The sequence below is a fragment of the Haemophilus sp. HMSC61B11 genome (assembly GCF_001838615.1).
Classification (GTDB): domain Bacteria; phylum Pseudomonadota; class Gammaproteobacteria; order Enterobacterales; family Pasteurellaceae; genus Haemophilus_D; species Haemophilus_D parainfluenzae_AD.
This window is the reverse complement of record NZ_KV837957.1, coordinates 346,434-364,827: the sequence shown is the minus strand read 5'-3', so window position 1 is coordinate 364,827 and position 18,394 is coordinate 346,434. Positions and strand designations below refer to the sequence as shown.

General features: G+C 39.4%; 16 protein-coding genes. 10 read left to right on the top strand and 6 right to left on the bottom strand.

Translation table 11 applies throughout. The features are described from left to right. Window positions 1-14 precede the first annotated feature (14 nt). The 9 genes from rsfS to lipA all read left to right on the top strand — a co-directional run bounded on the left by rsfS (window position 15) and on the right by lipA (window position 8,110). A complete protein-coding gene (gene rsfS / locus HMPREF3263_RS03510; protein ID WP_005695495.1) occupies window positions 15-323 on the top strand; it encodes a ribosome silencing factor in 309 nt (102 codons plus the stop codon). 39 nt (window positions 324-362) lie between these two features. After that, window positions 363-830 (top strand): 23S rRNA (pseudouridine(1915)-N(3))-methyltransferase RlmH, encoded by a 468-nt coding sequence (gene rlmH, locus HMPREF3263_RS03505; protein WP_065243032.1) that lies wholly within the window; start codon window positions 363-365, stop codon window positions 828-830. A 15-nt stretch (window positions 831-845) separates the two neighbouring features. Beyond that, window positions 846-2,822 carry a penicillin-binding protein 2 gene (gene mrdA / locus HMPREF3263_RS03500; protein WP_070852971.1) on the top strand — a complete coding sequence of 659 codons (1,977 nt, stop codon included), beginning with the start codon at window positions 846-848 and terminating at the stop codon, window positions 2,820-2,822. Next, window positions 2,822-3,937 carry a rod shape-determining protein RodA gene (rodA, locus tag HMPREF3263_RS03495; RefSeq protein WP_005697821.1) on the top strand — a complete coding sequence of 372 codons (1,116 nt, stop codon included), beginning with the start codon at window positions 2,822-2,824 and terminating at the stop codon, window positions 3,935-3,937. Before mrdA ends, rodA begins: the two co-directional genes overlap by 1 nt. 53 nt (window positions 3,938-3,990) lie before the next feature. After that, the gene (locus HMPREF3263_RS03490) at window positions 3,991-4,851 is read left to right on the top strand and encodes a septal ring lytic transglycosylase RlpA family protein (RefSeq protein ID WP_070852970.1); all 861 of its coding nucleotides are present in this window, start codon (window positions 3,991-3,993) and stop codon (window positions 4,849-4,851) included. 18 nt (window positions 4,852-4,869) lie between these two features. Beyond that, complete coding sequence (locus HMPREF3263_RS03485) at window positions 4,870-6,057, top strand: D-alanyl-D-alanine carboxypeptidase family protein (protein ID WP_005697865.1); 1,188 nt, start codon at window positions 4,870-4,872, stop codon at window positions 6,055-6,057. A gap of 107 nt (window positions 6,058-6,164) precedes the next feature. Further along, window positions 6,165-6,443: a DUF493 family protein YbeD gene (ybeD, locus tag HMPREF3263_RS03480; RefSeq protein WP_005697916.1), complete on the top strand. Its 279-nt coding sequence runs from the start codon at window positions 6,165-6,167 to the stop codon at window positions 6,441-6,443. A 1-nt stretch (window position 6,444) separates the two neighbouring features. Continuing rightward, window positions 6,445-7,086, top strand: a complete 642-nt coding sequence (lipB, locus tag HMPREF3263_RS03475) for a lipoyl(octanoyl) transferase LipB (protein ID WP_005697810.1) — start codon at window positions 6,445-6,447, stop codon at window positions 7,084-7,086. Window positions 7,087-7,147: 61 nt separating this feature from the next. After that, window positions 7,148-8,110 carry a lipoyl synthase gene (gene lipA / locus HMPREF3263_RS03470; RefSeq protein ID WP_005697928.1) on the top strand — a complete coding sequence of 321 codons (963 nt, stop codon included), beginning with the start codon at window positions 7,148-7,150 and terminating at the stop codon, window positions 8,108-8,110. A gap of 70 nt (window positions 8,111-8,180) precedes the next feature. On the opposite strand, the gene HMPREF3263_RS03465 is transcribed toward lipA, so the two are convergent. From HMPREF3263_RS03465 to galE, 4 genes are all read right to left on the bottom strand, one after another. Continuing rightward, window positions 8,181-10,205, bottom strand: coding sequence for a hypothetical protein (locus tag HMPREF3263_RS03465; protein ID WP_070852969.1), 2,025 nt, complete (start codon window positions 10,203-10,205; stop codon window positions 8,181-8,183). 97 nt (window positions 10,206-10,302) lie between these two features. Further along, window positions 10,303-10,947: an adenylate kinase gene (gene adk, locus HMPREF3263_RS03460; protein WP_005695482.1), complete on the bottom strand. Its 645-nt coding sequence runs from the start codon at window positions 10,945-10,947 to the stop codon at window positions 10,303-10,305. A 98-nt stretch (window positions 10,948-11,045) separates the two neighbouring features. Further along, window positions 11,046-12,320, bottom strand: a complete 1,275-nt coding sequence (locus HMPREF3263_RS03455; RefSeq protein ID WP_070852968.1) for an MFS transporter — start codon at window positions 12,318-12,320, stop codon at window positions 11,046-11,048. Between the two features lie 80 nt (window positions 12,321-12,400). Further along, window positions 12,401-13,417 (bottom strand): UDP-glucose 4-epimerase GalE, encoded by a 1,017-nt coding sequence (gene galE / locus HMPREF3263_RS03450; protein WP_070852967.1) that lies wholly within the window; start codon window positions 13,415-13,417, stop codon window positions 12,401-12,403. Window positions 13,418-13,622: 205 nt separating this feature from the next. Here galE and HMPREF3263_RS03445 point away from each other — a divergent pair, with 205 nt between their 5' ends. Then, complete coding sequence (locus HMPREF3263_RS03445; RefSeq protein ID WP_070852966.1) at window positions 13,623-16,856, top strand: S8 family serine peptidase; 3,234 nt, start codon at window positions 13,623-13,625, stop codon at window positions 16,854-16,856. Between the two features lie 166 nt (window positions 16,857-17,022). Here the strand turns inward: HMPREF3263_RS03445 and HMPREF3263_RS03440 are convergent, their stop codons facing one another. After that, window positions 17,023-17,496, bottom strand: a complete 474-nt coding sequence (locus HMPREF3263_RS03440; RefSeq protein WP_070852965.1) for a hypothetical protein — start codon at window positions 17,494-17,496, stop codon at window positions 17,023-17,025. Between the two features lie 231 nt (window positions 17,497-17,727). Continuing rightward, window positions 17,728-18,258 carry an inorganic diphosphatase gene (locus tag HMPREF3263_RS03435; protein ID WP_005695476.1) on the bottom strand — a complete coding sequence of 177 codons (531 nt, stop codon included), beginning with the start codon at window positions 18,256-18,258 and terminating at the stop codon, window positions 17,728-17,730. Window positions 18,259-18,394: the final 136 nt, after the last annotated feature.

The following is an 18,394-nucleotide window of genomic DNA, read 5'->3' as shown; positions in this document are numbered from 1 at the left end:
AGATAGGAAAAGAAATGTCATTAGTTGAATTTGTAATTGATAAACTCGATGATTTAAAAGGCACTGAAATTGTGCATTTTGATGTAAAAGGCAAATCATCGATTACTGAAAATATGATTATTTGTACCGGTACATCTAGCCGCCAAGTCTCTGCGATGGCCGATAACCTTATTGCGGAATGTAAAAAAGCCGGTTATGAAACCTTTGGTGAAGAAGGTCGTAATACAGCGGATTGGATCGTGGTTGATCTCGGTCAAACCATCGTTCACATTATGCAGCGCGATGCACGTGAAATGTATCAATTAGAAAAACTTTGGGCATAAAGTGCGGTCAATTTTGACGGTCTTTTAAAAGGGAAAAGGATGAAAATCACATTAATTGCAGTGGGCACCAAAATGCCGGCCTGGGTTACCACCGGATTTGAAGAATACCAACGTCGTTTTCCTAAAGACATGCCTTTTGAACTCATTGAAATCCCTGCAGGAAAGCGTGGAAAAAATGCAGATATTAAACGCATCTTAGAGCAAGAAGGCAAAGCGATGCTCGTTGCTTGCGGAAAAGGCAAAGTGGTCACATTAGATATCCCAGGCAAACCTTGGACAACACCACAACTTGCTGAGCAATTAGAAGGTTGGAAAAATGATGGTCGTGATGTGTGCTTGCTTATTGGTGGACCCGAGGGCTTATCTCCTGAATGCAAAGCAGCAGCAGAACAAAGTTGGTCACTTTCACCACTTACACTGCCCCATCCATTAGTGCGTGTTGTCGTGGCAGAAAGTTTATACCGCGCGTGGTCACTGACGACAAACCACCCTTATCACAGAGAATAACGTATTACATTACCGATGAATTTAAAAAAATTCTTTTCTGCACCAACCAATGAACCGATCCGCGATAAAAAAGCGGAGCGGAACTTGTTTGCGCGTCGAACATTGGTCGCGTTCATCGGTATTTTAGCCCTAAGTGGTGTGCTATTTGCTAATATTTACCATCTCCAAGTGGTGAATTACGACATGTACCAAACTCGCTCAAATGGTAACCGTATTAAATTACTTCCGCTTCCTCCTACTCGAGGATTAATTTACGACCGTTACGGCGAGTTACTGGCAGAAAACCTCACTTTTTTCGGTTTATATATCGTGCCGGAAAAAACAGAAAATTTAGACCGCACTTTTGAAGAATTGCGCAATGTTGTGGGACTCACTGATGAAGACATTGAGCATTTCAAAAAAGAGCGTCGTCGTGGTACACGCTATACGCCGATTTTACTCAAACCAAGCTTAACGGAAGAACAAATTGCCCGTTTTGCAGTAAACCAGTATAAATATCCAAGCCTTGATGTACGTCCTTATTTCAAACGAAATTACCTGTATGGCGAAGCCATGACTCATATTTTGGGTTATGTTGGACGCATTAATGACCGAGATGTTGAGCGCCTAAAAAAAGAAGAAAAATTTGCTAACTATTCCGGTTCTACGGACATGGGGAAACTGGGTATTGAACGTTATTACGAAGAACAACTCCATGGTACAACTGGTTTCGAAGAGGTTGAAATTAATAACCGTGGTAAAGTTATTCGTAAACTACGTGAACAACCCGCCACCGCGGGGAAAAGTATTCATCTGACTATCGATTTTACTCTTCAACGCTACATTATGTCGCTCCTTTCAGGTCAAAAAGGCGCTGTTGTTGTGCTTGATCCGAAAGATAATAGTGTATTAGCGATGGTTTCAACACCAAGCTACGATAATAATTTATTCGTCGATGGTATTTCTTCTAGTGATTATAAACGTTTACTCGAAGACCCTACTCGACCGCTTTATAGTCGTGCGACACAAGGTGTCTATCCACCAGCCTCTACGGTAAAACCATTCGTTGCTGTTGCGGCATTAACTGAAGGGGTGATTACACCTAACACCACGATTTTTGACCCAGGCTACTGGACATTGCCAAACTCAACAAAACGTTTCCGAGATTGGAAAAAAACGGGGCATGGTTATACGGATTTAAACAAAGCTATTACTGAATCATCGGATACCTTCTTCTATCAAACCGCCTTTAATTTAGGGATTGATCGTTTCTCCATGTGGATGAAACGTTTTGGGTTTGGTATGCCGACAGGGATCGAAATTCAAGAAGAAGCCACGGCTAATATGCCGAGTAAAGAATGGAAACAAAAACGTTATAAAAAACCTTGGGTACAAGGCGATACAATCTCAGTGGGTATTGGGCAGGGGTATTGGACAGCGACACCATTACAAGTGGCAAAAGCCACCTCGATAGTGGTCAATAACGGTAAAATTCATACGCCACATTTAATGAAATCAATTGAAGGTGCCACCATTGAGCCGTATCAAGACCCACTTTTATATGAAGATATTACCGATCCGAAACAAGCTTATTGGGATGCGGCTAAGCGCGGTATGTTCAATGTGGTAAATTCAGGTGCAGGAACTGGACGAAAAGCCTTTATCGGCACGAATTATCATGTAGCCGGGAAATCTGGTACGGCACAAGTGTTTAGCTTAAAGGAAAACCAAAAATATAATGCGGCTGGGTTGAAAAAAGAACTACATGACCATGCTTGGTTCACGGCTTATGCACCTTATGAAGATCCGAAATTAGTTGTGACGATTATTTTAGAAAACGCGGGGGGAGGGTCAAGTAATGCAGCACCAATTGCACGTCAAATTATGGATTTCTATTTGAATAAACGTTTGCCACAAATTGAACGTCAAGAAAATACTGAAAAAGAGAAAAAGACAGACCAAACTGATTTAGATGCGCCCGCACTAGAATCTCAACCAAGTGAGAATGAATAATGGAAGAAAAAGTGCCTTTATGCTTGCGATTATGGCAACGCTTACATATTGATTTTTTATTATTTATTGGATTAGTCGCTATTACAGCTTATGGCATGCTTGTGCTTTATAGCGCATCTGGCGCCAGTGAGGTGATGTTCCAAAATCGTATTATTCAGGTCATATTAGGTTTTGCCGTGATGATGATTATGGCGCAACTTCCCCCTAAATTTTATCAGCGACTCGCCCCTTACTTATATTTGGTGGGTTTTATCATGCTGATTTTAGTTGATGCTATCGGTACAACCAGTAAAGGGGCTCAACGTTGGCTAGATCTGGGATTTATTCGCTTTCAGCCTTCTGAAATTGTGAAACTCGCAGTACCATTAATGGTGGCGGTATATTTAGGTAACCGTCCATTACCACCGAAAATGAGCGAAACCTTTATTGCTATCGCCATGATTATTGTGCCAACTTTACTTGTAGCTATTCAACCAGACTTAGGCACGTCAATTCTGGTTAGTGCATCAGGCCTATTCGTGGTATTCTTAGCCGGGATGAGTTGGTGGCTAATTCTTGCTGCAGTAGTTGGCTTAGCGGCATTTATTCCGATCATGTGGATGTATTTAATGCATGACTACCAACGCATGCGTGTATTAACCTTACTTGACCCCGAAAAAGATCCTTTGGGGGCAGGTTATCACATTTTGCAATCCAAAATTGCCATCGGTTCAGGCGGTATATCTGGCAAGGGATGGATGCAAGGGACACAATCCCAATTAGAATTTTTGCCTGAACCACACACTGATTTTATTTTTGCCGTGATGAGTGAAGAACATGGAATGGTCGGTTTTCTTATTCTCATGGCAATTTATTTGTTTATTATTATCCGTGGCTTAATAATTGCGGTAAATGCAGAAACCTCTTTCGGGCGTATTCTTGCTGGCGCGACCACACTGATATTCTTCGTTTATGTCTTCGTGAATATTGGTATGGTGAGCGGCATTTTGCCTGTTGTAGGGGTACCTTTACCTCTCTTTAGCTACGGCGGTACTTCATATGTGGCCATTATGGCGAGCTTTGGTTTGGTGATGTCTATTCATACTCATAAACCTCGCTTTATGAAAGGGAACTAATTTCCCTTTTGGCTTTCTTATGAAGAGCACCGATAATCTAGAAAGTAATAAGTATGACATTAAAAAACATCTTAAAAACGACCGCACTTTTCACCTTGATAAGCAGCTCAAGTTTCTCTGCTTTTGCCGATACTCAAAAAATGTATGGTATTCAAGGGGATTCGCTATCGATTACCACGACCGTTCAAGCCCCACAAAGCTATGAGGTGAATGGTAAAACATACACTACACAAGGTGATGAGGCGAAGCCCTATTCAAAAGAAGGGACAGCCAGCTATTACCACCATAAATTTAATGGTCGTAAAACAGCTAATGGTGAACGCTATAATTCGGCACTTTTCACCGCTGCACATAAAACGTTACCTTTAAACTCTTATGCAGTTGTCACAAACTTGCATAACAATCGTAAAGTGATTGTACGAATTAATGATCGTGGTCCGTTTAGTGAGAAACGTATCATTGATTTATCCCATTCTGCGGCAAAAGAACTAGGTCTTATTGCTCGTGGTACAGGACAAGTAAGAATTGAAGCGTTACATGTGGATCATAAAGGTCAAATTTCAGGTGCAGGAGCAAAAACACTCGCCAAGCATGCTAAAACGCAAGAAGCCAGTGACCGTTTAGTTATCAATAAAAATAACGAAAAAAAAAATCAAAACTTAGAAAACACAAATGATGCAAAAACTGTCTTCAAGCTAAAACTACTCGCTCTGTCGTCAAAAAATCAAGCAGAAAGCATCATCACAAAACTCGCACTAGACGACATAAAAACTGAAATTAATCAAAATGGGCAAAACTACGAAATCCATTTTGGTCCATTAACGGAGCAAGCGGATATTAATCAATTAAAAACAAAACTACAAAAAACGATCAATGGACAACCCGTAATCGTTTATACTTATAAAAACCAATAAGCTATTAAAGGAAATGCTATGTTAAAACAATCTGCAAAATTGAAAAAAATTGTACTATGCTCGGGATTAATGGCAGCATCAACATTTGCTGCATCTGAAGACATTCAATATGGTATCGCAGTACCGGAAGTGAATGCGCAAACTTATGTTTTAATGGATTACAATTCTGGTGCGGTACTGGCATCACTTAACCCTGATCAGCGCCAATACCCTGCTTCATTAACGAAAATGATGACCAGCTATGTGGTTGGTGCGGCATTAAAACAAGGTAAAATCCATAATGAAGATATGGTGACGATTAGTGAAAGCGCTTGGGGGAGAAATTTCCCTGATTCCTCAAAAATGTTCTTAAATTTAAATCAACAAGTATCTGTAGGTGATTTAAACAAAGGTATTATTATTGTTTCAGGCAATGATGCTTGTGTAGCTGTAGCTGAACATATTTCAGGTACAGTGGCTAACTTCGTTGATACCATGAATAAATACGTTCAACAATTTGGCTTAAAAAATACCAACTTCACTACGCCACACGGTTTAGATGATCCAAACCAATATTCAACTGCACGTGATATGGCCATTATTGGTGCGCACATTATTCGTGATTTACCGGAAGAATATAAAATCTACGCGGAAAAAGACTTTACTTTCAACAAAATCAAACAACCTAATCGCAATGGTTTATTATGGGATAAAACCATTAACGTTGATGGTATGAAAACTGGTCACACAAGCCAAGCAGGTTATAACCTTGTCGCATCAGCAACAAGTCCAAACAATATGCGTTTGATTTCTGTTGTCATGGGCGTGCCTACTTATAAAGGCCGTGAAGTTGAAAGTAAAAAACTCTTACAATGGGGTTTTGCTAACTTTGAAACCTTAAAAACCTACAAAGCCAATGAAGAAATTTCAAAACAATCGGTTTACTACGGTGATAAAGGTGAGGTAAAAGTTGGTGTATTACAAGATGGATTTATTACCGTGCCAAAAGGTAAACAAGCTGACTTAAAAGCACGTTACGAATTAGATAACAAATACTTACAAGCACCTCTAGCAAAAGGCCAAGTGGTGGGTAAAATCGTTTATCAATTAGACGGTAAAGATGTCGCTACCGTGAATCTTCAAGCATTAGAAGATGTACAAGAAGGCGGCTTCTTAGGTAAAGGTTGGGACTGGTTAGTGTTAACGGTTAAAGGATTATTTGACTAAACACCTTGAAAATTAACCGCACTTCCCCATTTATATCACATCAATAAATTCGTAAGGTGTGTGAATTTAACTGATTCACGCACCTTACTCTTAAATAAGGATGCAAAATGACAACCGAAAATGATTATGAAAAACTAAAAGAATTAATGGAGTTTCCTGCTGCAATGACATTTAAAGTGGCTGGCGTTAACCGTGAAAATTTGGCTCAAGATCTAATCGCTGTGGTACAAAAATACTTACCGGGTGATTATATTCCAAAGGAAAAACGTAGCAGCAAAGGTACCTATAATTCTGTATCAATTGATATTGTGGCGCAAAACTTTGAGCAAGTAGAAACCCTTTACAAAGAACTCGCAAAAGTTGAAGGCGTCAAAATGGTTATCTAAGATGAGCAATACTGATTTAGTTGTCTGTCAATTAGGATTACAAGATTATCAAGAAATCTGGCATAAAATGCAGGAGTTCACGGATAATCGAAATGCAGAAACCACCGATGAAATTTGGTTAGTTGAGCATCATCCTGTCTTCACGCAAGGCCAAGCTGGCAAACCGGAACACTTATTACAACACACTAATATTCCTGTTGTACAATCGGATCGTGGTGGTCAAATTACCTATCATGGTCCTGGTCAGCAGGTCATGTATGTGCTCATTGATATTAAACGTCATGAACATTTAAATGTTCGCCAATTAGTGACCGCACTTGAACAATCCGTTGTAAAAACCCTAGCAGACTATGGCATTGAAGGTTATCCCAAACCTGATGCACCAGGCGTATATATCGACGGCAAAAAAATCTGTTCATTAGGTTTACGTATCCGCAAAGGCTGTTCTTTCCATGGTTTAGCGTTTAATATCAATATGGATCTCAATCCCTTCCATTGCATTAATCCTTGTGGCTATGCAGGACTTGAAATGTGTCAACTTGCTGACTTTATCGGTAAAGAAGAGGCGACACTTGACAAGGTTTCCCCCAAATTAATTAAACACTTTGCCGAACTTTTGGGCTATAATGTTACAAATTTATAACATTCACTTTTATAACACATAAAAAATGCCTGAATCAGGCATTTTTCTTTAGGAAAGAACAATGTCAACGCCTTTTAAAATGGAACGCGGCGTAAAATACCGCGATGCAGCCAAAACATCAATCATCCCTGTTAAAAACATCGATCCTAATCAAGAATTATTGAAAAAGCCGGAATGGATGAAAATCAAATTGCCATCTAGCTCATTAAAGATCGAGACCATCAAAAACGGGATGCGTCGTCATGGCCTACATTCTGTCTGCGAAGAAGCGTCTTGTCCAAATTTACACGAGTGCTTTAACCATGGTACGGCAACCTTTATGATTCTGGGGGCAATTTGTACTCGTCGTTGCCCTTTCTGTGACGTTGCACATGGTAAACCATTACCGCCCGATCCGGATGAACCACGTAAATTAGCTGAAACTATCCAAGATATGAAGTTGAAATATGTGGTGATTACCTCTGTAGACCGCGATGATTTACCTGATCGTGGTGCAGGTCATTTTGCTGAATGTGTAAAAGAAGTGCGTGCATTAAACCCTGGCATCAAAATTGAGATTTTGGTTCCGGATTTCCGTGGACGTATTACTCAAGCCTTAGAAAAATTAAAAGACAATCCACCAGATGTGTTCAACCACAACTTGGAAAATGTACCACGTTTATATAAAGAAATTCGTCCAGGTGCCGATTATCAATGGTCTTTAAAATTGCTTCATGATTTCAAAGAAATGTTCCCAAACATTCCAACTAAATCAGGCTTAATGGTGGGATTAGGTGAAACCAACGAAGAAATTCTTGAAGTAATGGAAGACTTACGTGCGAATGGCGTCACCATGCTTACACTGGGCCAATATCTCCAACCAAGTCGCCATCACTTACCGGTTGCGCGCTATGTGCCACCAGCTGAGTTCGATGAATTCCGTGATAAAGCCAATGCAATGGGCTTTGAACACGCGGCCTGTGGTCCATTTGTTCGCTCTTCTTACCATGCTGATTTGCAAGCAAGTGGTGGATTAGTGAAGTAATTAAAACAGCTAAAAAAATGACCGCACTTTTAATCTCAAGTGCGGTCATTTTTTATATTATCTTTTACAGCTAGTCAGTCGCTTCCGGCTTTCCTTCCTCGCCCTCATCAGTCTCCATCATGCTTTCTTGACGAAGATCTTCAAGCGTACGACCATTAATTAAGTAGCCATTTTCTGTTTTTTCCACTCTAGAAACGTAATTATCACCTTCTTCTACAAATTCTCGGTGAAGTTTCCCATCATGTTTCACAAAGCTACTTAAATATTGCCAAAAGTATGAATTTTCCTTAATTGCCAAGGCTTTTTCATTTTGATCATCAAACAACATTTTACTTAATGTCAGATTAAATGTGCCTTCAATATTATCTGGAATCATGTCTGATGAATCATCTTCTGGCACTTGAGGCACAATACCACTCACTTCCAATTTAACAGAATAAGCATTAGTCTCTGGATAAGTATTTAGATTTAAATTCAACGTTGCATTATCAACAATTAAATCAAGCTCTTTCCATGAATTTTTGATGTATTTATCAAATGTTGCTGACGTTAAATGCGTGCTACATAAAGCCCCATAAAATGGTGCTGAGCAAAATCTTGCTGATAAATGTGCTTTACTATGGTTAATTTTAAATGGTGCATCAACCGCTAATTTTTCAAATTGAAAGCCTGCACTTGGATAACTGGCTTTATTCGCAGACAATGTGATATGTTCATTATATTGATCATTGTCTAACGTTTCCGTCTTATCACTGGCTGATACGTCATCAAGCACTAAATCAGCCATATTAAATGATTTTAATGCTGCCTCAATATTGGTTTTACCACTAAACTCTTTCACCCATTTATCTTTGGCATTCAAGAAATCTTTATTGTCTTTTGCCGGAGCCTCTTTCTCAGCAAACGCATCTAATAAAAACGGGACAAATGCCAATTCGTTTGCCACGTTGTAATCCTCTAACTGAATATTAACTTTACCGCCTTTAGCTTCCCATTTACGCTCTTCATCAGCTGGGGTTTGCTTCACACTTTTAACATTTAATTTGAAATCCACATTGGCTTTGGTTAAATCCGTATTTGCCAACTTAAGTTCAAGACCAGCATTTTGTAAGTTAAAGTAAGGTTGATTATTTTTAGGAACATTGACAGAAAGCACGGATAACGAACCATCGAAACGATCGTTTTGTGTAAAAATTTTCGTTAACAAATTGACGCCGTCTTTAATGTCTAGTGAGCCATCACTTAATTTTTTAAATTCATGATGAAAATTGACCGCACTTGGCACGCCATTTTGCTTAATCAATAAATTCAAACCACCGGCTGTCGCTTGGTTTTCTTCCGTTGTGCGGGTTTTATTGGCAATGCGCAAAATATCACTGCTGAATTTTGTGCTCAGATCACGTTTATCTGCCTCACCTGGTTTTACATCAAAATGGTAAGTCGCATTTTTAAGATAAATATGTGTATTTTCGCCATTTAACAACGCTAATTCAGCATTTTTTGCCGTTAATTCTATACTTGATAGGTCATACTGATTTACACCGACTGGCACAAGGCGAGCTTCACCTTCAATTTGTTCCAGTTTAGTGTCTTTATCGTAATTAAAACCACTAAGGGTTGTTTTTAGCTCAACTTCTTTATTCTTTAAGAAATTAAGACCGATAGAAAGGTTTTGGGACTTATTCGCAAAATCACGGAATTCCGTCAAAATATCAGACTGTAAATAATCCCCTACTGGCGAAAATTTACTATTAATTGTATTTTTATCAATTGTGATATTTAATGTTTTATTTAATTGGCGGATTAATTGATCAGATAACTGAGACTCCGCTGTAATGAAGAAAGGCAGCGCGGTGAGCTTGGTTGAAATCACATTTGTACTTTTCGCATCGCTATCTTTTACACTAAAGATCAACTCACGAATAAAAAAGTTTTTTGACGTTTGCGTCACATTCAATGTCGCTTGATTATCCAAAGAATAAGGGAAATTTTTTAACACCTGATCGATTTTATGATTGGTGTAAAATTGTGCGCCAATCCCAAGTGCCACTGCGATAGCCGAAATCGTCAATGCTATTGTTCTTTTCTTGCTCATAATGTCCCCAAATACGATCTCAATTTACGATCTCAAAATCCGTTTGAAAAATTAACCGCACTTTAATCTTCAAAGTGCGGTCAGTTTCCAGTCTATTTTAACCTAAGATTTTATCTAACTCTTGGCTTACAGCTTCCACTTTTTGAGTACCATCTAAACGGAAATATTGCGTATTACCTGCTTTTGCTTCAGCTTGGTAATAATCAATTAATGGGCTGGTTTGTTTGTGGTAAACCGCTAAACGATCTAACACAGTTTCGGGTTTATCATCGGCACGGATAATTAAATCTTCACCCGTTACATCATCCTTACCTTCCACTTTTGGTGGGTTGTAAACGATGTGATAAGAACGGCCAGACGCTTGGTGTACACGACGACCACTCATACGTTCAACGATCACTTCATCCGGTACATCAAACTCTAAAACGTAATCAATTTTCACGCCAGAATCTTTTAACGCATCCGCTTGTGGAATCGTACGTGGGAAACCATCTAATAAGAAACCATTTGCACAATCTGGTTGAGAAATACGATCTTTTACTAACGCCACGGTTAATTCATCCGGTACTAATTTCCCTTCATCCATTAATGCTTTTGCTTGTTTACCTAATTCTGTCCCTGCTTTAATCGCTGCACGGAACATATCCCCTGTTGAAATTTGTGGGATACCAAACTTGTTCATAATAAATTGTGCTTGAGTGCCTTTTCCTGCACCAGGTGCACCTAAAAGAATAATTTTCATACGAATCTCCAATAAATAATAGACCTGTTTAAAATACCGTTAAAGCCTTGTTTGGTCAAATGATTTTGCTGTTAATTTTGACTGCACTTTATTTTATTTTAAGCTTTTTCATTTCCTTTTTCATTCCATGGTGCCACCCAGAATAAACAAATCATTCCTGGGATAGCGAGGAATAAACAAATCCAGAAAAAATGATAGTAGCCTACTGCTTTAACCAAGTAACCCGATAACATACCAAGCCCTTTACTCGGTAAAGCGGAAAGACTGGTAAATAAGGCTAACTGAGTAGCAGTATAAAGCGGATTGGTTTCACGGGCCATAAAGGCGACAAAGGCGGCTGTGCCTAGACCGACACCGATATATTCACCCGCAATCACGAAACCTAATTTCCAAAGTTCTGCGGCACCAATTTGGTCAAAATGCCCAAATGCCGCTAACCAAATAAATCCACCAATAGTGATTAATTGGATAAAACCAAATACCCATAATGCACGATTAATCCCTAAGCGCAACATTATCACGCCCCCCACGAGACCAGCAGAGATACTCGCCCAAAGTGAAGTACTTTTTACCACCAACGCAATATGTTCTTTTTCAAAGCCCATGTCATAGACGAATTTCGTTTGTAACGTAGTGGCAAATGAATCACCAAATTTATACAAGAACAAAAAGAGTAAAAAACCGATCGCTTGGGCGACACCTTTGCGTTGGAAGAACTCTTTCAAGGGTATCCAAAACACCATATAGAAAGGTTGATCACGATCGACCTGTGCAATCTGCGGTTCTTTTGCTAAAAAGAGCGTCATAAATATGCCCGCTAGCATACAAAGTGCAGTCAATAAAAAGACAGTTTCCCATGGATAAATCGTCGCTAAATAAAGCGAGAGTCCCCCAGGAATTAAGCCTGCAACGCGATAAGCATTAATGTGGATGGTGTTCCCCAATCCTAATTCATTATCCGTTAAAATCTCACGACGGTAAGCATCGAGCACAATATCTTGTGTCGCTGAGAAAAAAGCAATGAATGTGGCAATTTTAGCCACCGTACTTAATTCTGCCACCGGATCAAACTGACTTATCGCATAAAGGGAAATCAGCAAAACCACTTGAGAAATCAATAACCAACTACGGCGACGCCCTAAAAAATGCGGGAAATAGCGGTCTAATAATGGCGCCCATAAAAACTTCAAACCATATGGCACCATCACTCCTGTCAATGCACCGATTAATTCAACGGAAAGCCCTTTATCTGTCAGCCATACCGGCAACATTTGCAATAACACAAAAAGTGGTAAACCTGAGCTAAATCCAGTGAAGACACAGATCAGCATTTTGCGGGTAAATATTTGACTAGAAAGGGATTGTTCTGACATAAAGTGCGGTTATTTTTGAGCGTGTTTTATCTGATTAAAATATTAAGGGCGGAATGATGCTCCGCCCAACAATGATGAGATTAATCTCTATATCCTTTTGGATTATTTTTTTGCCAATTCCAGGTGTCTTTCATCATTTGCTCAAGACCACGTTCTGCTGTCCAATTTAACTCTTTTGCTGCAAGACTTGGATCGGAATAGCATGTTGCAATATCGCCTGGACGACGTGCAACAAGACGATATGGAATTTTAATATTGTTCGCTTGTTCAAACGCTTTCACCATATCAAGCACAGAATAACCGGTACCTGTACCTAAGTTATAAATGTGTAACCCTGCGTCATTTTCGTGGCGATTTAATGCTTTTAAGTGACCAATCGCCAAATCCACCACGTGGATATAATCACGAACACCTGTGCCGTCATGAGTATCATAATCGCTACCAAACACGGAAAGTTGCGGTAATTTACCGATCGCAACTTGGCTGATGTAAGGCAATAGGTTATTTGGGATACCGTTTGGATCTTCACCAATCAAGCCACTTGCATGCGCACCCACTGGGTTAAAATAACGTAAAATCGTCATGCTAAATTGCGGTTCAGCTTTCGCAACATCGGCAAGAATTTGTTCCACCATGTATTTAGAGGTACCGTAAGGGTTGGTTGTACCGCCCACTTTGCAATCTTCTGTAATTGGAATAATTTCCGGATCACCATAAACCGTTGCTGATGAACTAAATACAAAGTTCCATACACCTGTTTTTTTCATTTCTTGAATGAGAACAATCGTACCTGCAACATTATTCATATAGTATTCAGCGGGTTTCTGAACACTTTCACCCACGGCTTTTAAACCCGCAAAATGGATTACCGATTGAATGCTGTTTTCAGCAAAGATTTTTTGTAATAAAGCACGATCCAAAATATCGCCTTCATAAAATTTCACGTCTTTGCCCGTGATTTCTTTGACGCGTTCTAAAGATTTTGGCGATGAATTGCATAAATTATCCAATACCACGACATCTTTATTTGCATTTAATAATTCCACTACGGTGTGTGAACCGATATAGCCAGCACCACCCGTTACTAAAATAGCCATGAGTTACTCCTTAATTATTTTTGTTCGCGAATTATAACATTGATTTCTACGATACATAAATTTATCCCCTCTTTTGACCGCACTTTGGTGTGATCGTTGTCACAGAATAAACATTTTTCTCTGGAATTTTGATTTGAGTCATTGAAGCGCTTCGCGATGAGGCGAATAATAGTCTCTTAAAATCAAAAAGATAAAGGAAGACAATATGAAACCTCAAACACTTCAAAAAACCGCACTCGCATTACTCGTTGGTTGGTATGCTACTAATGCAGCCGCTTATTCTGAACAAGGCCAAGCCGGTAATACCAAAAGCTGGGAAAGCGCTGAATACCTCAAAGACTGGGGCTTAACCTCAATGAATGCCTCCACAGCCTATGCCCTAGGCTTTAATGGTTCAGGCGTGAAAATCGGTGTGATGGATTCGGGGGTACTATTAAACCACCCTGAATTTCAAGATGGTCGAATCCACGTTGTAAAAACAGAAGGGACTTATAGTAAAGATAGCATGCGTTATCCCGATGCATCGGTGGGAAATGGTCCAATAAATAAAAATGAGCCGGTAAAAAACGGCAAACGCAATTTCGATAAAACAGATAATGGCATCTTCACTAAAGGTGAAGCCTTCAATATTGACGGGGCATGGCATAAATATACCAATGATGCTCATGGCACCCATGTTGGCGGGACAATGGCGGCAACGCGTGACGGCAATGAAATGCACGGTGTAGCATTCGGTGCCAATCTGTATTCTGCCAATACCGGTGGTAACGACAACATGACCTATGGTCCAAATCAAGACTATAGTTTCTTCTTGCAAGGATACTCTGCCCTAGCCGATGCCGAAGCAAAAGTGATTAATAACAGTTGGGGTTCAAACCGTCGTGTCAATTCATCCTTTGCTGGTGCGTTAGGCTATAAACCAAAATATGATTGGCGTAATGTGCCTGAATATGGCGTGCAATATTATGATGTTCCAAAAGCACCTGAGCCAATTTCCAGTCCTGCGGCACATATTTATTTAAGTAACTTAGGTGAAGCTAAAAAAGCTTATTATCAATTTGTCACAAGTGGCGAGAAAAACTTTGTTGATGCGGCTTATGAAGTAGCCAAGAATAGAAAAGTGATTCAAGTTTTCACGGCGGGTAACCGCAGTATGATGGCGGAGTCCTTTACGCGTGCGATGTTGCCTTATTTCAGACCTGATGCAGAAAAATACTGGGTAAACGTTACTGGGCAAGTGGGAGGTGAAGGCTATCCAAATGACTCAAATGACGATGTGAGCGATGGAAAAGCAGGTGCAGATATTCAAGAATTTAACCTCGCCGGCCATTCAAAATGGTGGACGATTGCGGCACCATCCGCCAACATCTATTCCGCCTATATTCAATTACAAGACAACAACACTTATGGCGATCCTATCTACAAATCGGCTGGTGGTACTTCAATGGCTGCACCTCACGTAAGTGGTGCGTTAGGTGTCATCTTTTCTCGCTATCCATACATGACAACCGATCAAGCACGAGATGTCATGCTGACCACAGCAAGACAGACCACGCTTCGTAAAGGGCTTGAAGGTAAACCGTTAGAACGTTGGGAAACCGAACAAGGTGTACCGAGTAACGTTTGGGGTTGGGGGATTTTAGATCTTGGCAAAGCCATGTTTGGCCCAGGTCAATTCTTAGGAAACGTAAAAATCAACCTCAATCAAAATGATGTTTGGTCAAATGATATTAGCGATAAAGCCATCAAAGCACGTCAAGTCGAAGATCAAGCTGAAGCGGCTACTTGGACAACACGCAAAGCTGAATTACAAGCGTTAATGCAAAATCGTGCAGGCGCGACAGCAGAAGAAAAAGCTGAATATCAAGTAGGTTTAGCGCGTGAAGTGGCTCGTAATGAACGTGCCGCACAAGGTTATGTTGGCGCCTTAACTAAAAATGGTTCTGGCACCTTAACCCTCACCGGTAATAACAGCTTCACCGGTGAAATTACTGTGAATGAAGGTCAGCTTTCAGGGTTAAATCAATCCCTTGGTTCGGCACAACAAGTCATCGTAAAACAAGGTGCAACATTGGAAGTGTTACCGAAAGCGGAAGTCACTAAACCAAGTGAGAATGGATTTGTTACTGAAACCTTAACCAGCACCGCGAAAACAGTCACTGCTACAGTGGAAAAAGGTGGTCGTTTCTTACTGAATAATGGTATTGCTAACGTCAATGCCACCTTTGCAGACGGTTCTGTTTTAGTGCCAAATAAATTTGATGAAGAAATTCTGCCTCAATTACAAAAAGATCCACAAAGAGCGGTATCTGTGCAAGGTACTGGCTCATTTGTGGGGGCTGAAAATGCGGTAGTTGAAACACCTCGCAATTATGATTTCTTTGCGGTTAAAAATGAAAGTAATGCAAATACGTTGAAAGTAACCGTTCAGAAAAAAGCCCTTTCATCTGCAGCAACGACTGAAAATGAAGTGGCTATCGCTAATGCCTTAGATGCAGCAACAAACAGTACGGCTTACCAAAGCCTTATTTGGGGAACAAAAGAGAATGCTCGACAAGCTTTTGCTCGTTTAAGCTATGATGAAGATCTCGCGGCTCAACAACACAATGTGTTAAATGGCTTATTGCTTCGTCAGCAACTTGCCCAACCAGGTGCAGTAAGAGCGCAACTTAATACCGGCACACAAATTTGGACAAGTGGCACCTTCACTCACTTCAACACGGATAGTTTAAGCAGCCACGCATACAATCAACTTGTGGGTATTGATGCAACCATTGATACAAACAAACATTTAGGTGTATTTGTTGGTTCAACACAAAATAGCCACAAAATTGACCGCACTTCGAAAGATCGTGCTGTGCATTTAGGCTTAACAGCTGAACATCGTTTCAACGTGTTAACACCGAAAATTGGCTTTATTCAAAGCTGGGGTAAACATGAACAACGCGCTGAATTTGCACAAGGAGTGAAAAGCCATAGCCAAACACAAAATGTCTTTGCTGAACTTGCTTACACTGGCTTAAAAGGCGAACATTTTGCGATTGAACCTTATGCAGGCGTAAGCTATATGCATATCAAAAATAAAGGTGTGACAAAAGGCGAAGTGCAGTTAACAGACAACAATCGTGATTTAATCGTCACCTCTGCAGGTTTACGTCCATCCATTCCATTTGCAATCGGTGGCGTTCAATTAAACTTATTAGGTGATGTAGCTTATCATCGTTTCCACAAAGATAAAGCCGCTGAAGGTAGCTTGGTTATCAATAATCAAGGTGTAGCAAATCTTTATGGTAAAGAATTGAAAAATGTCGTCACGACAGGTGTTGCATTACAAGCGCAGTTCACACCAGCATTTAGCGTAAAAGTCGGCTATCAAGGTGCTTATAACCACGATACGAAAGCGAATAATGTTAATGCAGAATTACGTTTCTCATTTTAACGATATTCAATAAGACAAAAGTGCGGTCAGTTTTTGAGAAGTTTTAAAAATTGACTGCACTTTGTATTAGATACTTTTAGTTATATTCATTTCAAATATCTAAAAGCTTAGCCCTACAATGCTCAATTCTAAGAGATATATTTCTTAAATATCCAATCATTAAAATTCAATTTAATACTTCCACATATATTTCATCCTCAAACTTCTCAATACTAGAAATATCTAAAATGCACTCACCAATCCTTTTAACATGAAAACTGAATATAGAACTAAAACCAAACTCATTACTTTTAAAACACAAAAACAAGACACAAGGCTTATTAGGAAAGACTTTATTCCATTTAGCCTTGAAAGCATTAACAAAACAAAATGATTCTTTCTTAACATTCTTATGGATATAATCTTCAATATATATTTTATTAATAGAAAACTCATACCCAGAGAAATCTAAAAATTGCTCTCTAATATTATCAATAGTTATATCATTACTATACTCATCACTCCATAACCAACTAAAAAAAACACATTTATTTATCTCAACAAACCCCTTATCTAATATGCAAGATAATTCTGTAGATAAATTTTCATGACTACAAACATCATTAAAAGAATCTCTCATTTTTGGATTCATATAAATCATTTTTCTTCCCCAAATAATTTAAACCTTTATCTATAATCAGGTTATTCAATATTCCTTGTATATAAAAAAAGGTTTACTAACACATTGATATGATTCTTTGCTTTTATTTTCACAACAGAGAATATCACATAAGTATTCTCTGAACCCACTCCAACATTCGCATTTTTAATACTAGTAGATAAATAAAAAAGGCATCAATCTGATGCCTTTTAAATTCACTAACATGAAAAATTAACGTTCATTCCAACGTTTGATTGATTCACGAATCACTTCTTTCGCTTCTTCTACATCACCCCAGTGAGTTACTTTCGTTGAACCTGGTTTTTTCAATGCTTTGTAGTTATTGAAGTGGAATTCAATTTGTTTGATTAATTGCGCTGGTACATCTGCAAGGCTATTGTATGCATTGCCGGTATCGCGATCATCTGCTGGCACACAAACGATTTTATCGTCCACTTCGCCATCATCAACGAATTTCATTACACCGATTACTTTTGCTTCAAGGAATACACCAGTTGCAAGTGGTTGGCGAGTTAATAATAAAACGTCTAACTCATCGCCATCTTCGTCTAAAGTTTGTGGAATGAAACCATAGTTAGTTGGTTTTGCGAAGATCGCTGGCTCAACACGGTCTAATTGGAACGCTGCAACTTTACGGTTCCATTCGATTTTGTGGCAGCTACCTTCTGGAATTTCATTTACCACATTGATAATGCCGGCATCTACATCGCCTGGCGTTAAAATTTGATTAAAATCAGCCATTGTTTTTCCTTTTTTTGATTACGTTAAAAACTTTCAGAGTATAGCAGTTTTTAGTCGATAAAAAAATATGCGAAAAACATCCTCAAAACTGACCGCACTTTCCCGCCAGACTGACAAAAAAAACGATTGCGCAAAC

Coding starts and splice junctions, on each gene's coding strand:
- rsfS (WP_005695495.1), top strand. CDS start 15: ATGTCATTAGTTGAATTTGTAATTGATAAACTCGATGATTTAAAAGGC.
- rodA (WP_005697821.1), top strand. CDS start 2,822: ATGGAAGAAAAAGTGCCTTTATGCTTGCGATTATGGCAACGCTTACAT.
- galE (WP_070852967.1), bottom strand. CDS start 13,417: ATGGCTATTTTAGTAACGGGTGGTGCTGGCTATATCGGTTCACACACC.
- HMPREF3263_RS03485 (WP_005697865.1), top strand. CDS start 4,870: ATGTTAAAACAATCTGCAAAATTGAAAAAAATTGTACTATGCTCGGGA.
- HMPREF3263_RS03445 (WP_070852966.1), top strand. CDS start 13,623: ATGAAACCTCAAACACTTCAAAAAACCGCACTCGCATTACTCGTTGGT.
- HMPREF3263_RS03440 (WP_070852965.1), bottom strand. CDS start 17,496: ATGATTTATATGAATCCAAAAATGAGAGATTCTTTTAATGATGTTTGT.
- HMPREF3263_RS03455 (WP_070852968.1), bottom strand. CDS start 12,320: ATGTCAGAACAATCCCTTTCTAGTCAAATATTTACCCGCAAAATGCTG.
- HMPREF3263_RS03490 (WP_070852970.1), top strand. CDS start 3,991: ATGACATTAAAAAACATCTTAAAAACGACCGCACTTTTCACCTTGATA.
- HMPREF3263_RS03435 (WP_005695476.1), bottom strand. CDS start 18,258: ATGGCTGATTTTAATCAAATTTTAACGCCAGGCGATGTAGATGCCGGC.
- adk (WP_005695482.1), bottom strand. CDS start 10,947: ATGAAAATTATTCTTTTAGGTGCACCTGGTGCAGGAAAAGGCACTCAA.
- lipA (WP_005697928.1), top strand. CDS start 7,148: ATGTCAACGCCTTTTAAAATGGAACGCGGCGTAAAATACCGCGATGCA.
- lipB (WP_005697810.1), top strand. CDS start 6,445: ATGAGCAATACTGATTTAGTTGTCTGTCAATTAGGATTACAAGATTAT.
- mrdA (WP_070852971.1), top strand. CDS start 846: ATGAATTTAAAAAAATTCTTTTCTGCACCAACCAATGAACCGATCCGC.
- ybeD (WP_005697916.1), top strand. CDS start 6,165: ATGACAACCGAAAATGATTATGAAAAACTAAAAGAATTAATGGAGTTT.
- HMPREF3263_RS03465 (WP_070852969.1), bottom strand. CDS start 10,205: ATGAGCAAGAAAAGAACAATAGCATTGACGATTTCGGCTATCGCAGTG.
- rlmH (WP_065243032.1), top strand. CDS start 363: ATGAAAATCACATTAATTGCAGTGGGCACCAAAATGCCGGCCTGGGTT.